Genomic DNA, 12,879 nt, shown 5'->3' with positions numbered 1-12,879 from the left:
GTCTTACAGGACAGAGCCCGCCACGCCGCCCCGGCGTCGCGGGCTCTGCCGTTTCTGGGGGTTACCAGTTGTGCTGTGGGTCGGACGGCGCAGGCAGCGGCATGCCCTCCGGATGCAGCACATAGACCAGCCCGCCCGAGTGCGGCACCCACGCATTCTCGAATGCGGTCCGGTCGTACGTCGTGCGCACCTGCTCGTCACTCGCGATCAGATGCGACGCAGGGTCGTTGACGACCACGTTGCCGTCCTGGTCGAAGCCGACGATCACCATCAGGTGCCCGTTGGTCCCGTACCCCGCTCCGGGCAGGTCACCCTTCTTGAACGACAGTGAGGCGATCAACGGGATCCCCGCCTTGATGAACTGCTCCGCCTCGGTCAGCGACCGCAGCCTGGTGACGAAGGCGTCCACTCCGCGCGACCCGGCGTACGCCGTGTTGAACGGCCAGTTCCCCGCGCCGTCGTAGGAGTAGTCGAAGACCGAACGGGCCGAGTGGTCCACCTGTGGGTCAGGATCGGACGGGTCGACCCAGGCGGTCTCGGCGCGCGACGGCCCCGCGCCGTAGTAGTCCAGAACCATCGCGGTCGACGTCGCCGAGCACCAGGCCTCGCCACCGCCGTCCCACTGCGGGTAGTGCCCGATATGCGTCTCCTGCGAGTACGTCGGTACGTCGAGCACCGTCCCCTCCGCACCGCCGAGGGGGCTCGCGGCAACCTTCTTGTCGGACGGCAACCGGGAGGCCATCGCGCCGACGGACCGGACCACGGGTGACTGCGTCGTACCGCTGAGCCGGTAGAGCGTGACCTTGAGTTGCCAGCGGTCCAGCCACTGGCCGGTCGCGGACTGGAAGGTGTCGACGGCAACAGATCCGTTGGCGTCGCCCTGGCTCGGCACGGAGGTGCGGTGGATGTCGCCGGCGGTGGTGTCGTCGCCGCCGGACCAGCGGCCGAGCACGTACCACTTGGTGGCCGTGCCGAGGTTCGTCGTACCGGCCATCGAGACCTCGACCCAGGTGCCGGGTGGCGTGGACGCGTTCCAGGACGCGACCAGCTCGGTCAGGCCGAAACCGGTGCTGACGTGCGGGGAGATCCAGCTGGTCTGGTCGTAGGACCTGGCGGTGCCGTCCCCGAACGGATCGACGTACGACGTGGTTCCGGTCGACGTGCCGAAGGTGAGGGCGCCGTCGGTGACGGTGGTCCCGAACTGGTCGCCGGCCAGGAAGTCGGCGCTGGAGGTCCAGGTGCGGTAGGCGATCTGCCGGTCGGAGGCGACCTTGACAGCTTCACTCGGCAGCGTGCCGGCGGTGAGCACGGCCGCGCCGAGCATCAGGGCAGTGACTGGGCGGGCGGAGATCATTCTTCGACGGTAAGCCCGTTGGCAGTTGATGTCAGCGGGTCGGCGTGGCGCGGGAATTAATTACGAACGCTTGTCCCACTCGGTCTTGAGCATCGCGAAGACCAGTTCGTCGGTCCACTCGCCCTTGAGGTACTCGTTCTGCACGAAATGCGCCTCCTGGCGCAGGCCGAGGCGCTTCAGCAGGTTCACCGATCCGTCGTTGCGGGCGTCCAGCCGGGCGATGATCCGGTGCATGCCGAGCTCCTCGAAGCCGAGCTTCAGCAACTCCACCGCCGCCTCGCGGGCGAACCCGCGGCCGTGGAACTCCGGGTGGAACACGTACCCGATCTCACCGGTGCGCTGCTCGACGCTGTTCATGAACAGCACGACCTCGCCGACGTGCTGACCGGTGTCCCGGACGATGACCGCGGCGGTGAGCGCTTGACCGTCGCGGTCCATCGGCACGTCGGCCATCCGGCCGGCGAGCGCCTCCTGCACCTGCTCCGGCGTACGCACGTCGTACAGCAGGAAGCGGGTGACATCGGGGTTCGACTGCAGTTTCAGTAGGTCGTCGAAGTCGGTCTCGACGTAGCGGCGCAGGGTCAGGCGGTCGGTCTCGATCGGCAGCGAATAGCTCACCGATCGAGACTAAGCGACCGCCGCAACAGATTTATCCGTTGGCGAGGGCCTGCAGCCGGGACATGTCGCCGTTGAACCGGTCTTGGTCGATCGGCGTCGAGCTGTACTGCCAGATGGTGTGGAACGGCCAGCCGCCCGGCAACGTACCCGGCGAGGAGGCGTACTTCGCCACCCACAGCGGGTTCGTGGAGTTGAAGGCGGTGCTGTTACCGGTGCAGCGCGACCACCAGTCCAGGTTGGTGTAGATCGGCACGTCACGGCCGGTCTTGGCCTTGTAGGTGTTGGCGAAGTCGCGGATCCAGCTGACCATCGCCGACGCGCTCAGCCCGTAGCAGGTCGCGCCGTACGGGTTGTACTCGATGTCGAGCGCACCCGGCAGCGTCTTGCCGTCCTTCGACCAGCCGCCGCCGTGCGCCAGGAAGTACGTCGCCTGGTTCGCGCCGCTGGAGTCGTTCGGGGTGGCGAAGTGGTAGGCGCCGCGGATCATGCCGACGTTGTAGGAACCGTTGTACTGCTGGGCGAAGTACGGGTTCGTGTAGTAGTTGCCCTCGGTCGCCTTCGTGTAGGCGAACCGCTTGCCTGCGTTCCACTGCGCGGCCCAGTCGACGTTGCCCTGGTGACTCGACACGTCGATGCCTTCGACAGTTGCCGCCGGCGCCATCACGGCCGGCGTTGCCGCGGTGGTCGTCGCGGTGGTGGTGTTCTGTGTCCAGCCCATGTAGGCGTCGCCGGCGCGGTCGATGCCGTGCTGCCGGGCCTGGGTGGTGGGCTGGTGCGGTGTGCTACTTGCTTGGGCGGAGCCGACCGAGGCCATCAGCAGGCCAAGGGTGACGGCGGCACCCGTGAAAAGGGCGGACTTCACGGTTTCCTCCAGAGCGATGAGGGGCGGACAGAGCGCTCGGAGTTGATTCTTACCCGGACCGGGTAAGAATCAACCATTTCGTCTGTGGTGCAGGTGAACAATTACCGGACCAGTTTGGCCGGCGCGGTGAACGTGTTGCAGGAGGCCGGATTCCGGCTCTTGAAGGCGGGCGTGGTCCAGAGCGGGAGTACTTCGCGACTGCCGTGGTCCGGCTGCGTTCCGTACTCGTCACCCTGGTGCGAGTGCAGGTAGTCCAGTTGGTACTTCATGTCACCGGTGATCCCGAAGCTGGACTTGTTCGCACCCAGGAACACGTTGCCGAAGCAGCTCGCCTGGAGCTCCTTGCGGCGGCTGATCTCCAGCGCCTTGGTCTGCGACGACTGGTACTGCAGATTCAGCTGGGCGGTCAGGATGCCGGTCATGTACTGGACGTGATGGCCGAACTCGTGGGCGACCGTGTCCGCCATCGTCATCCGCTTCCAGTGGTTCTGGTACGAGATGTTGCTGTTCTGCCGCCAGAACTGCACGTCGGTGCCGGCGTCCATGTAGATCGTCTTGTTCGTCGAGCAGTAGAACGAGATCCCGTTGCCGCCACCACCGCCGCACGGACTCTCGGCGTACCCCGTGAACACGAGCAGCGTCGGCGCGGTGAACCGGCCGCCGGCCGCCGTCACCTGGCGCGGCCAGGCGCGCAGCAGGCAGGTGAGTACACCGGCGTAGTACTTGCGGGCGTTGGGGAGGCTGGTCGGGCGGGAGGCCGGCTCGCGGCAGTTCACCGTCCTCATCACGCCGGTCTTGTAGATCCGGTTCTTCGTGACGATGGTGTTGTCCGACGGCTGCGGCGCGGCGGTCTTGGTCGGCGTCGGCCGGGTGGTGGTCCGGGTCGGGACCGGCTTCGGCTGCGTCGTCCGGGTCGCCGGCACCGTCGGGGCCGTCGTGGACGTGCTCGAGGTCGGCACCGCGGAGGTCGTGTACGTCGGCGCGGGCTCTGTATACGTCGGCTCGGGCTGCGTGTACTCGTCGTCGCCGTTGTGCTTGAGGATCGTGCTGACGGTCAGCAGGCCGACGACGGCCAGGCCGAGCAGCGCGATCGGGATGACGATGAAGGCCGCCTTGCCCTTCTTCTTGGGCGGCGGGTAGCCGTTCGACCCGAACCCGAACCCCGGCCCCTGCGGGGGACCCTGTGGTGGACCCCAGTACTGCTGCGGCGGCGGCCCGTACTGCGGCGGCGGCCCGTACTGGGGCGGCGGCCCCTGGGGAGGTGGTCCCTGCTGCTGCCCCGGCGGCGGTCCGTACGGTCCCTGGTACGACAAGAGTCCTCCTGTGCCTTGGTCATCGACATCTTGTCAAGAGGGAGTGCCACTTCCCGGTACCCTTGGTCGGTGACACTTCGCTTGTACGACACCGCGACAGCAGCAGTGAGGGATTTCGTACCGGTCCATCCGGGCAAGGTCGGGATCTACCACTGTGGGCTGACGGTGCAGGGTGCCCCGCATGTCGGGCACATCTACAAGGAAGTGGTCTTCGACGTCCTGCGCCGCTGGCTGGAGCGCTCCGGCTACCAGGTGACCGTGATCGCGAACGTGACCGACATCGAGGACAAGATCCTCGCGAAGTCGGCCGAGCGCGGCGTCCCGTGGTGGGCACACGCCTACGAGTTCGAGCGTGAGCTGCACTGGGCGTACGACGTGCTCGGCTGCCGCCCGCCGACGTACGAGCCGCGGGCCACCGGGCACATCCCGGAGATGCTCGAGATGATCGAGCAGCTGATCGAGCGCGGCCACGCGTACGTCGCTCCGGACGGCTCCGGTGACGTGTACTTCGACGTCCGCTCCTGGCCGGAGTACGGCGCCCTCTCGCACCAGCGGATCGACGACATGGAGGCCGCCGAGGACGCGGACCCGCGCGGCAAGCGCGACCCCCGCGACTTCGCCCTGTGGAAGGGGTACGTCGAGGGCACTCCGCGGACCGCCTCGTGGCCGACCCCGTGGGGCCGCGGCCGCCCGGGCTGGCACCTGGAGTGCTCCGCGATGGCGGGCAAGTACCTCGGCGACGAGTTCGACATCCATGGCGGCGGCCTGGACCTGCGGTTCCCGCACCACGAGAACGAGCTGGCCCAGTCGACCGCGGTCGGGCAGAAGTTCGCCCGGTTCTGGATGCACAACGCGCTCGTCACCACGGCCGGCGAGAAGATGTCGAAGTCGATGGGCAACAGCGCCGTCGTCCGGAACGTCGTCGAGCGGGTCCGCCCGATCGAGCTGCGGTACTACCTGGTGCAGTCGCACTACCGCTCGGTGGTCGAGTTCTCCTTCGAGGCGCTCGACGAGGCCGCGAAGAGCTTCCAGCGCCTCCAAGGGTTTGTGGACCGGGCCACCGAGGTGACCGGCGGCGTCGAGCCGGCCGCGGAGCTGCCGTCGGACTTCGTCGCCGCGATGAACGACGACCTCGGGACGCCGGCCGCGGTCGCCGTACTGCACAACACCGTCCGGGACGGGAACAAGCTGGTCGCCGACGGGGACTCCGCGGACCTGCGCGAGGCGCTCGCGTCGGTGCGCGGCATGCTCGGCGTGCTGGGCCTGGACCCGCTGACCGAGCCGTGGGTGTCGAGGGCCGGCGGCAGCGACGAGCTGACCGAGGTGGTCGACGGGCTGGTGAAGGCGCTGCTGGAGCAGCGGCAGGCCGCCCGGGAACGCAAGGACTACGCCGCCGCCGACGCCGTCCGCGACCGGCTGAAGGCGCTCGGCGTCGTCGTCGAGGACACCCCCCAGGGGCCACGCTGGTCCCTGGCCGCAGCAACTACGACTGACGAAGGAAACTGACGTGCCAGGCAGCAGCCAGCGCAAGGGAGCCATCCGGAAGAAGCCGCGGGGCAACCCGACGGCCGGTTCCGGCGGCCGGGTCCGCCGCGGACTCGAGGGCAAGGGCCCGACGCCGAAGGCGGTCGACCGGGTCAAGCACCCGGCGCACAAGCGGGCCAAGGCGGCCGAGCGCGCCAAGGAACGGGAGCAGCGCGGCCGGCGTCCGGCGCGCAAGGACGGCGACGCGACGGTCGAGTGGGTGTACGGGCGCAACCCGGTGGTCGAGGCGCTGCGGGCCGGCGTACCGGCCGCGGCCCTGCACGTTGCCGAGGGCACCGAGCGGGACGCCCGGCTGCGGGAGGCGCTGCTGGTCGCGGTCGAGACCGGTGTCTCGGTGCTCGAGGTGCCGCGTTCGGAGCTCGACCGGGTCACCGCCGGCGGTTCGCACCAGGGCGTCGCGCTGCAGATCCCGCCGTACGAGTACGCGCACCCGGACGACCTGCTCGACCGGGCGCACGAGGCCGGCGAGGTGCCGCTGATCGTCGCGCTCGACGGCGTCACGGACCCGCGCAACCTCGGCGCGATCACCCGCTCCGCCGCCGCCTTCGGCGCGCACGGGGTAGTTGTCCCGGAGCGCCGTACGGCGTCGATGTCGGCGTCGGCGTGGAAGACCTCGGCCGGTGCCGCGGCCCGGATCCCGGTCGCCCGGGCCGGCAACCTGAACCGCGCGCTGAAGTCGTACAAGGACGCCGGCCTGCTGGTGATCGGCCTGGACATGAACGGCGCCGTCGAGCTGCCCGAGTTCGAGGCCGCGACCGAGCCGATCGTGCTCGTCATCGGCTCCGAGGGAAAGGGTCTGGCCCGCCTGGTCCGGGAGAACTGCGACCTGATCGTCTCGATCCCGATGACGAGTGCCACCGAGTCGCTGAACGCCGGCATCGCCGCCGGCGTGACCCTCTACGAAATCTCCCGCCGCCGGGGCTAGAAGACGAATGTGGGGCCGGGGAGGCGTTCCCCGGCCCCACCGTCAGGTCTGGGTCAGTAGACGCTCACGCCGTAGCGGGAGAGCGCCTCGGTGACGGGCTGGAAGTAGGTGGTGCCGCCGGACGAGCAGTTGCCGGAGCCGCCGGAGGTGAGTCCGAGGGCTACCGAACCGGCGAACAGCGCGCCGCCGGAGTCGCCGCCCTCGGCGCAGACGTTGGTACGGATCAGGCCGGTGACGGTGCCCTCGGCGTAGTTCACCGTGGCGTTCGTCGCGGTGACCGAACCGCTGTGCACACCGGTGGTGCTACCGCTGCGCTTGACCGCCTGACCAACAGTCGCGTTGCCGGCGGACGTGATGTCCTGCGTGCTGCCGTTGTACAGGTCCACCGTTCCGGGGTGGTTGGTGTACGACGTGCTGTACTTCACGATCGCGTAGTCGTTCCCCGGGAAGCTCGACCCGTAGGTCGTCCCGAGCAGCGTGGTCTTGCTGGAGTTGGAGTACCAGCTGGAGGCGATGTTCCCGCAGTGACCGGCGGTCAGGAAGTAGTAGGTGCTGCCGCTGCGCACGTTGAAGCCCAGCGAGCAGCGGTACTGCCCGCCGTAGATGGCGTCGCCGCCGGCGATGTACTTCGTCAGCTTGCCGGAGATCTTCTCCAGCGTGACCCGGTCGCCGAACTGCTTGGTGACGCTGGTCAGTTTCGACAGCTTGGCGCCGCTGACGGTGTCGTCGTACGAGACGATGATCCGGCCGTCGGGATTGGTCTGCCACGCCGTACCGGGGATCGTCGCGTCCTTGCTGAGCGTGGACGTGATCGCGGTCGCGGACAGGGTGGACGGGTTGACCGGTGCGGCCGAGGCCTGCGTCGCCAGAAGTCCGGCGGCTGCGAGCCCGGCCGCGGCCAGGACAGCGGTGGTACGGCGGAAAGATGACAGGTTCACGGTTTCAGCCTCCTCACGAGTCAGGACGCCTTCGGGGCGGGACGTCCTTGACTTCAACCGTGAGCAGTCCTACCCATTCTCTCCCTGAGTATTCAGGTAAATCCGGAGAGTAGGGGAAACCTGCACTCAGTAGATGTAGACCCCGTACGCGTTCAGCGCCTGGACAACCGGCTGGAAGTACGTCACGCCGCCCGACGTGCAGTCGCCGGAGCCGCCGGAGGTCAGGCCGAAGGCGTACTGCCGATAGAACAGCGGACCGCCCGAGTCGCCCGGCTCGGCGCACACACTCGTCCGGATCAGACCGACCACACGCCCGTCGCCGTAGTTCACCGTGGCGTTCAGTCCGGTCACTCGTCCGCTGTGCAGGCCGCTGGTCGCGCCGGAGCGGTACACCAGCTGGTTCAGGCCGGGGTTCCGCGCGACAGTGATGTCCTGCGAACGCCCGTTGTACAGGTACACGCTGCCGCCGGGCGGCTTCGTCTTGATGTCGGTGCGATACACGACCAGCGAGTAGTCGTGGTACGGGTACGTGGCGTTCCAGACGGCTCCGGTGTAGACCCGGTGGTTCGGGTCCTGGTACCAGCGGGCCGCGTCGACGCCGCAGTGACCGGCGGTGAGGAAGTAGTACTTACCGCGCCGCTGCACGTTGAAGCCGACCGAGCACTTGTAGTCGCCGCCGTACGTCGCCATGCCGCCGCTGATGTACTTCTGCAGCTTGCCGGGCAGCTTCTCCAGCTTGACGTTCGTGCCGAGCTGCTTGGTCAGGCCGGTCAGCTTGGACAGCTTCGTGCCCGTGACGGTCGGGTCGTACGACACCACGACGGTGCCGTCCGGCTTGGTCATCCACGCCGTACCGGCGGTGTGGATCTGGTCGTTCAGCGTCTCGGTGATCGCACGGGCGGACAGCCTGGGCGGCTTCACCGGATCCGCACTGGCCGGTACGGCGGCGGCCAGTGCGAGACCGGCGGCCGCCACCAGGGCCGCGGTTCTGCGGAGAGATTTCATGGTCATCAGCCTTCCGGGGCGTACGGCTCTGATGCGCGATGTGGCAGCAAGAGGACGGGCACCCACCCTAATCGGCCGGGCGGTTCAGTCGAGGCGTAGCGAGTGCAGCACGAACGACGCCAGTTCGCGGTACGCCTCGGCGTCGCTCAGGCCGGTCCGCCGGGCGATGTCGCCACGCTGGATGGCCTGCATGGTGTGCGCGATCATCTCCGCCGCGAACGCGATGTCGACCTGCCGGAACGTCTTGTTGTTGATGCCGTCCTCGATCAGCTGCCGGACCCGCTCGGCCGCGATCCGGGTGTTCCGCTCGTAGACCGACCGGGCCGGCGCGAACGTGGCCACGTCGTCCAGGAACGTCCGGCTGGCCGGCCGCAGGGCGTCCGCGACGGCGCCCAGGTACGCCGCGATTCGGCGGTCGTGCCGGGTCTGCCGGTCCACCGCGGACTCCACCTGCGCGGTGGCATTCTTGAAGTAGTGCTTGACCACCTCGACGGCGAGCTGTTCCTTGCTCGGCGCCAGCGCGTACAGCGTCGTCTTGCTGCAGCGCAGCTCGGCCGCCAGGTCATCCAGGGTGAACCGGCTGAAGCCCTGCTCGAGGAACAGTGAGAGGAGCCGGTCGAGCAGCTCGGACTGCCGGCGGGTCCGCCGCCCCGGAACGACTGTTGTCATATCGAGACAGCATAGAACGATACTCAGCTATGTTCTTCAGTATCGTTCCGAGTATCATTTTGGTCAGCCGTGAGAGGGGGGTTCCCGATGGCTGTCGACCGACTTCTGCCCACTGACGAATCCGTTGACTTGCTCGCCCTGGTCCGTGATCTGTGTGAGCACGAGCTCGCTCCGCACGCCGCCCGCGCGGAGGAGAGCGAGACGTTCCCCCGGGACGCGTTCCGGACCCTCGGCAAGGCCGGCCTCCTCGGCCTGCCGTACCCGGACCAGTACGGAGGAGCCGAGCAGCCGTACGAGGTGTACCTGCAGATGCTCGAGGAGATCGCGTCCGCGTGGATGTCGGTCGGCGTCGGGGTCTCGGTGCACACGATGACGAGCTACGGTCTGGCCACGTTCGGTAGCGAGGAGCAGAAGGCCAGGCTGTTGCCGGAGATGGTCGGCGGGGAGTGGCTGGGCGCCTACGCGCTGTCCGAGCCGCAGGCCGGGTCCGACATCAGTTCGATGACCACGAAGGCGGTCCGGGACGGCGACGACTACGTCCTGAACGGGACGAAGGCGTGGATCAGCCACGGTTCGTACGCCGACTTCTACACGACCTTCGCCCGGACCTCCGACGACCGCAAGCACGGCATCTCCGCGTTCCACGTGCCGGCCGGGCTGCCGGGGATGAGCTTCGGTGCGCCCGAGCGGAAGATGGGGCTGACCGGTTCGACGACCACGCTGGTGAACTACGACAACGTCCGGGTCCCGGCCGCGAACCTGATCGGCGCCGAGGGCGACGGGATGCGGATCGCGCTGTCCGCGCTCGACTCCGGCCGGCTCGGGATCGCGGCGTGTGCGACCGGCCTGGCGCAGGCGGCGCTCGATCTCGCGACGGCGTACGCGAAGGAGCGGCAGCAGTTCGGGCAGGCGATCGCCGATTTCCAGGGCGTGCAGTTCCTGCTGGCCGACATGTCCGCCGCGGTCGAGTCCGGGCGGGCGACGTACCTGCACGCGGCCCGGCGCCGGGATCTCGGCCGGACGTTCACCCGCGAGGCGGCGATCGCGAAGCTGGTCTGCACGGACGCGGCGATGAAGGTCACCACCGACGCGGTCCAGGTGCTCGGTGGGTACGGTTACACCCGGGAGTTCCCGGCCGAGCGGTACATGCGCGAGGCCAAGGTGACCCAGATCTTCGAAGGTACGAACCAGATCCAGCGACTGGTGATCAGCCGCGACCTACTCAGGAGTGTTTGATGGAGTTCAGCCCGTCCGACGTCGCGCTGGTCACCGGTGGCGGTTCCGGTCTCGGAGAAGCGACGGTACGGCGACTCGCGGCGGACGGGCTGGGTGTCGTGATCGTGGACCTGCCGTCGTCGCCGGGTAAGGCCGTCGCGGACGAGCTCGGCGACCGCGTGGTGTTCGCACCGACCGACGTCACGGACGAGGCCGCGGTGACCGCCGCGCTCGATGCAGCGGCGGAGCTCGGAACCTTGCGGGTCGTGGTGAACTGCGCCGGCGTCGCGACGCCGGGCCGGGTCGTCGGACGCAAGGGTCCGTTGCCGCTGGCAACGTTCCGGCAGGTGATCGAGGTCAACCTGATCGGGACCTTCAACGTGCTCCGGCTCGCGGCCGAGCGGATGATCGCGGCGGAGCCCACCGCGGACGGTGACCGGGGCGTCGTCGTGATGACCGCGTCGATCGCGGCGTACGACGGTCAGATCGGGCAGGCGGCGTACGCGTCCAGCAAGGGCGGGATCGTCGCGCTGACGCTGACCGCCGCGCGCGACCTGGCCGACAAGGGCATCCGCGTCGTCACGATCGCGCCGGGCACGATGGAGACGCCGATGCTGGCCGGCCTGCCGGAGGAGACCCGGACGGTGCTCGAGCAGCAGGTGCCGCACCCGTCCCGGCTCGGCAAGCCGTCGGAGTACGCCGCCCTGGTCCGGCACGTCCTCGACAACCAGCTCCTGAACGGCGAGGTCATCCGCCTCGACGGCGCCCTCCGCATGCCCCCGCGCTGATGCGTTTCCGGGCGTTCCTGCTCCGGGTGGGTTCGCCGTTCGCACAGCTCTGGTTCCGGATCCGCAAGCCGACCACGTTCGGCGTGAAAGCGCTGCTGCGGCTGGAGGACGGCCGATTCCTGGTCGTCCGCCACTCGTACGCCGACACCCGCCGCTGGGGCCTGCCCGGCGGCGGCTACAAGCCCGCCCGCGAGACGCCTGCCGAAGCCGTCGCGCGGGAGATCCACGAGGAACTGGGTCTCGTCGTCACCCCCGAAAGCTTTGCCGAGGTGTACACCACCGTCACCACGCTCGAGGGCAAGCACGACACGTTGACGACGCTCACCGCCACCACGTCCAGCGACGCAGTCCAGCGCTCGCCGGAGATCGCCGAGGCCCGGTGGATCCACGACCTCGCCGAACTCGGCGATGCTCCGATCTCTCAATGGCTGGTCAGAGCCCTCAACTGAACTTCAGCCAGCGCACACCGTGCGCCGGCACGTCGCCATCCGTGGGGTCACCCCACAGGTTCTGCGCGGAGCCCTTCGCGGCAAGGGATTCCAGCGGCACAGAGACCTCTCGCGGTGTCGACCCAGTCCAGAAGATCGCGGCGTACGAGCAGTCCCGACCCCGTGCGGTCCAGACGATCAGCTCGCCGTCGTCCAGCGGTTCGCGAATCACCTCGCGCCCGTCGTACGAGCTGGTGAGAACCTCGGAAAGCGCTGGATTCGCCAACAGCGAAAGGGTTTCCGGGGATGACGTGGGGAGGTCGCCGCCCATCATCAACGGCGAGCGGCCCATCACCCACAGCGTGAGCAACGTCTTCTGCTCGTCAAGACTGAGCCGGCTCGCGCGGTCGTCACCACGTTCCGCGCGGATACCGATGTGGCCGAGTGGCAGCATGTCCGCGTCCGCCCACGCGCCGGCCTGCTGGAAAGGCGCCCACCGCGCCAGCCGGGCGAACTGTGCGTGCACGTCCTCCCATCGGTCCCAGAGGTCGTCGGAGATCCGCCACATCCGCGCATTGGCCCGCAGATGGTCGAGGTGATGCGTCGACAGCTGAGTGCCGGGTGACAGCGAGAGCACGATGTCCCGTCCACTTCGCTCGATCGCCCGCGCGTACGCCGCGATCTCGCGCTCGTGGTACGGCGCCAGCATGTCGTCCGCCTTGACGAAGTCCACACCCCACTCGGCGAACTGCGCGACCTGCGCGTCGTAGTACGCCTGCGCGCCGGGGTGGTCGTGGTTCAGCCCGAAGTTGTCCGGGTTCCACGCGCAGACGTTGTCCCGGTCCGCGACCTCGCTCGCCGTCCACGACGTGCCGTGGATCGGAAGATCGAGCTCGACCGCGCGCCGCGGGATGCCGCGCATGATGTGCAGGCCGAACCTCAGCCCGAGCTCGTGCACCTTGCTCGCCAACGCCGCGAACCCGTTGGGGAACCGGTTGGGCGCGGGCAGTTGCCGCCCGTACTCGTCGAGCACGACCGGCGCGTTGTCGTTGTACCCGTGCGACCGCGCCGTCGGGTCGTACCACGCGATGTCCACGACGATCGTGTCCCAGCCGGCGTGCAGCAACTGGTCGTGCATGACCTGGGCGTTCGCCAGTACTTCGGCCTCGGTGACCGTCGTACCGAAGCAGTCCCAGCTGTTCCACCCCATCGGTGGGGT

The 12,879-nt window shown here is 68.6% G+C and carries 13 protein-coding genes; 5 read left to right on the top strand and 8 right to left on the bottom strand.

The window, feature by feature from the left end; translation table 11 throughout:
- Positions 1 to 61: 61 nt before the first annotated feature.
- From ACFYRH_RS00165 to ACFYRH_RS00150, 4 genes are all read right to left on the bottom strand, one after another.
- On the bottom strand, positions 62 to 1,354 hold the full coding sequence (locus tag ACFYRH_RS00165; protein ID WP_387765613.1) for a peptidase C39 family protein: 1,293 nt from the start codon (positions 1,352 to 1,354) through the stop codon (positions 62 to 64).
- A gap of 60 nt (positions 1,355 to 1,414) precedes the next feature.
- Positions 1,415 to 1,972, bottom strand: a complete 558-nt coding sequence (locus tag ACFYRH_RS00160) for a GNAT family N-acetyltransferase (protein WP_387765612.1) — start codon at positions 1,970 to 1,972, stop codon at positions 1,415 to 1,417.
- A 31-nt stretch (positions 1,973 to 2,003) separates the two neighbouring features.
- The gene (locus ACFYRH_RS00155; RefSeq protein ID WP_387765610.1) at positions 2,004 to 2,834 is read right to left on the bottom strand and encodes a lysozyme; all 831 of its coding nucleotides are present in this window, start codon (positions 2,832 to 2,834) and stop codon (positions 2,004 to 2,006) included.
- Between the two features lie 101 nt (positions 2,835 to 2,935).
- A complete protein-coding gene (locus ACFYRH_RS00150; RefSeq protein WP_387765607.1) occupies positions 2,936 to 4,147 on the bottom strand; it encodes a neutral zinc metallopeptidase in 1,212 nt (403 codons plus the stop codon).
- A gap of 69 nt (positions 4,148 to 4,216) precedes the next feature.
- On the opposite strand from ACFYRH_RS00150, the gene cysS reads away from it, so the two are divergent.
- Complete coding sequence (cysS, locus tag ACFYRH_RS00145) at positions 4,217 to 5,653, top strand: cysteine--tRNA ligase (protein WP_387765604.1); 1,437 nt, start codon at positions 4,217 to 4,219, stop codon at positions 5,651 to 5,653.
- A gap of 1 nt (position 5,654) precedes the next feature.
- The gene (gene rlmB, locus ACFYRH_RS00140) at positions 5,655 to 6,617 is read left to right on the top strand and encodes a 23S rRNA (guanosine(2251)-2'-O)-methyltransferase RlmB (protein ID WP_387765601.1); all 963 of its coding nucleotides are present in this window, start codon (positions 5,655 to 5,657) and stop codon (positions 6,615 to 6,617) included.
- Between the two features lie 53 nt (positions 6,618 to 6,670).
- On the opposite strand, the gene ACFYRH_RS00135 is transcribed toward rlmB, so the two are convergent.
- The 3 genes from ACFYRH_RS00135 to ACFYRH_RS00125 form a co-directional block, all read right to left on the bottom strand.
- Positions 6,671 to 7,555, bottom strand: coding sequence for a S1 family peptidase (locus tag ACFYRH_RS00135; RefSeq protein ID WP_387765598.1), 885 nt, complete (start codon positions 7,553 to 7,555; stop codon positions 6,671 to 6,673).
- 126 nt (positions 7,556 to 7,681) lie between these two features.
- On the bottom strand, positions 7,682 to 8,566 hold the full coding sequence (locus tag ACFYRH_RS00130; RefSeq protein ID WP_387765595.1) for a S1 family peptidase: 885 nt from the start codon (positions 8,564 to 8,566) through the stop codon (positions 7,682 to 7,684).
- A gap of 78 nt (positions 8,567 to 8,644) precedes the next feature.
- A complete protein-coding gene (locus tag ACFYRH_RS00125) occupies positions 8,645 to 9,229 on the bottom strand; it encodes a TetR/AcrR family transcriptional regulator (RefSeq protein ID WP_387765592.1) in 585 nt (194 codons plus the stop codon).
- Between the two features lie 87 nt (positions 9,230 to 9,316).
- Between ACFYRH_RS00125 and ACFYRH_RS00120 the strand changes: the two genes are divergently transcribed.
- Genes ACFYRH_RS00120 through ACFYRH_RS00110 form a run of 3 tightly spaced genes read left to right on the top strand, consistent with a single transcriptional unit; the run spans position 9,317 to position 11,681 of the window.
- A complete protein-coding gene (locus tag ACFYRH_RS00120; protein WP_387765589.1) occupies positions 9,317 to 10,465 on the top strand; it encodes an acyl-CoA dehydrogenase family protein in 1,149 nt (382 codons plus the stop codon).
- Positions 10,465 to 11,232: an SDR family NAD(P)-dependent oxidoreductase gene (locus tag ACFYRH_RS00115; RefSeq protein ID WP_387765586.1), complete on the top strand. Its 768-nt coding sequence runs from the start codon at positions 10,465 to 10,467 to the stop codon at positions 11,230 to 11,232. The genes ACFYRH_RS00120 and ACFYRH_RS00115 overlap by 1 nt, the downstream gene beginning before the upstream one ends.
- Positions 11,232 to 11,681 (top strand): NUDIX domain-containing protein, encoded by a 450-nt coding sequence (locus tag ACFYRH_RS00110; RefSeq protein WP_387765583.1) that lies wholly within the window; start codon positions 11,232 to 11,234, stop codon positions 11,679 to 11,681. The genes ACFYRH_RS00115 and ACFYRH_RS00110 overlap by 1 nt, the downstream gene beginning before the upstream one ends.
- Here the strand turns inward: ACFYRH_RS00110 and ACFYRH_RS00105 are convergent.
- Positions 11,674 to 12,870 carry a glycoside hydrolase family 27 protein gene (locus ACFYRH_RS00105; RefSeq protein WP_387765580.1) on the bottom strand — a complete coding sequence of 399 codons (1,197 nt, stop codon included), beginning with the start codon at positions 12,868 to 12,870 and terminating at the stop codon, positions 11,674 to 11,676. The genes ACFYRH_RS00110 and ACFYRH_RS00105 overlap by 8 nt on opposite strands.
- Positions 12,871 to 12,879 lie beyond the last annotated feature (9 nt).

Origin of the sequence: Kribbella sp. NPDC004875, assembly GCF_042873375.1 — a bacterium.
GTDB lineage: Bacteria > Actinomycetota > Actinomycetes > Propionibacteriales > Kribbellaceae > Kribbella.
This window is presented reverse-complemented; position numbering and strand designations above follow the sequence as displayed.

What these genes read in the sequence shown, in the direction of transcription:
- ACFYRH_RS00125 (WP_387765592.1), bottom strand. Translation starts at nt 9,229, where the DNA reads ATGACAACAGTCGTTCCGGGGCGGCGGACCCGCCGGCAGTCCGAGCTG.
- ACFYRH_RS00110 (WP_387765583.1), top strand. Translation starts at nt 11,232, where the DNA reads ATGCGTTTCCGGGCGTTCCTGCTCCGGGTGGGTTCGCCGTTCGCACAG.
- ACFYRH_RS00105 (WP_387765580.1), bottom strand. Translation starts at nt 12,870, where the DNA reads ATGGGGTGGAACAGCTGGGACTGCTTCGGTACGACGGTCACCGAGGCC.
- ACFYRH_RS00120 (WP_387765589.1), top strand. Translation starts at nt 9,317, where the DNA reads ATGGCTGTCGACCGACTTCTGCCCACTGACGAATCCGTTGACTTGCTC.
- ACFYRH_RS00165 (WP_387765613.1), bottom strand. Translation starts at nt 1,354, where the DNA reads ATGATCTCCGCCCGCCCAGTCACTGCCCTGATGCTCGGCGCGGCCGTG.
- ACFYRH_RS00115 (WP_387765586.1), top strand. Translation starts at nt 10,465, where the DNA reads ATGGAGTTCAGCCCGTCCGACGTCGCGCTGGTCACCGGTGGCGGTTCC.
- ACFYRH_RS00130 (WP_387765595.1), bottom strand. Translation starts at nt 8,566, where the DNA reads ATGACCATGAAATCTCTCCGCAGAACCGCGGCCCTGGTGGCGGCCGCC.